A 1,011-nucleotide genomic window follows, 5' to 3' on the forward strand; every position below is an offset into this window, starting at 1 on the left:
TTCATGCGCTTTTCCGGCACCGAGAACTACGTCGCGACCGAGGACCTTACCGTCGCGGTCAATGCCGCGATCCGGCTGGAGCGCCCGCTTCTGGTCAAGGGCGAGCCGGGAACGGGGAAGACCGTGCTGGCGGAGGAGGTGGCGGCTGCGCTCGGGGCGCCGCTCATCACCTGGCACATCAAATCGACGACCAAGGCGCAGCAGGGTCTCTACGAATACGACGCGGTCAGCCGCCTGCGCGACAGCCAACTCGGCGACCCCCGCGTCTCCGACATCGCCAACTACATCAAGCGCGGCAAACTCTGGGAGGCCTTCGCCTCGCCGGTGCGGCCGGTGCTGCTGATCGACGAGATCGACAAAGCCGATATCGAGTTTCCGAACGACCTGCTGCTCGAACTCGACCGCATGGAGTTCCACGTCTACGAGACAGGCGAGACCATCAGGGCGGCGCAGCGGCCGGTGATGATCATCACCTCCAACAACGAGAAGGAGCTGCCGGACGCCTTCCTGCGGCGCTGCTTCTTCCACTACATCCGCTTCCCCGATGCCGAGACGATGCAGGCGATCGTCGAGGTGCATTTCCCCGGCATCAAGAAGCGGCTGATGGAGGAGGCGCTGCGTCTCTTCTTCGAGGTGCGCGAGGTGCCGGGCATCAAGAAGAAGCCATCCACCTCGGAGTTGCTCGACTGGCTGAAGCTGCTGGTGGCCGAGGATATCGGGCCGGAAGTGCTGCGCGAGCGCGATCCACGTAAGCTGATCCCGCCTCTGCACGGTGCGCTGCTGAAGAACGAGCAGGATGTCTCGCTGTTCGAGAAGCTTGCCTTCATGGCGCGTCGCGAGAGCCGCTGACGCCGGCGATCGTGTCGCAGGGCGGGATGGCCGTGGCCAGATCCAGCTTCGGATCGGCCTCGCGGACAGCCTCGCGCAGATCGATGTCGCGGGTCAGCAGGACATAGCCGGATTTGGAACGCAGGTCGAGCGCGTCCTTCATCTCGTCGAAGGAGGGCGGCA

The 1,011-nt window shown here is 64.6% G+C and carries 1 protein-coding gene and 1 pseudogene; one reads left to right on the forward strand and one right to left on the reverse strand.

Features of this window, described 5'->3' with window-relative positions; genetic code table 11:
- The first annotated feature begins 3 nt into the window (after window positions 1-3).
- On the forward strand, window positions 4-849 hold the full coding sequence (locus ACIPIA_RS16985; protein ID WP_400511181.1) for an AAA family ATPase: 846 nt from the start codon (window positions 4-6) through the stop codon (window positions 847-849).
- Here the strand turns inward: ACIPIA_RS16985 and ACIPIA_RS16990 are convergent.
- Window positions 824-1,011: pseudogene (locus ACIPIA_RS16990) on the reverse strand (transcriptional repressor LexA); the annotation flags it as partial. The gene ACIPIA_RS16985 and the pseudogene ACIPIA_RS16990 overlap by 26 nt on opposite strands.

The organism is Allobosea sp. CER48, assembly GCF_044752385.1.
Taxonomy (GTDB): domain Bacteria; phylum Pseudomonadota; class Alphaproteobacteria; order Rhizobiales; family Beijerinckiaceae; genus Allobosea.

Bases quoted from the DNA above. Each gene is read 5' to 3' on its own strand.
- ACIPIA_RS16985 (WP_400511181.1), top strand. From the start codon at position 4: ATGCGCTTTTCCGGCACCGAGAACTACGTCGCGACCGAGGACCTTACC.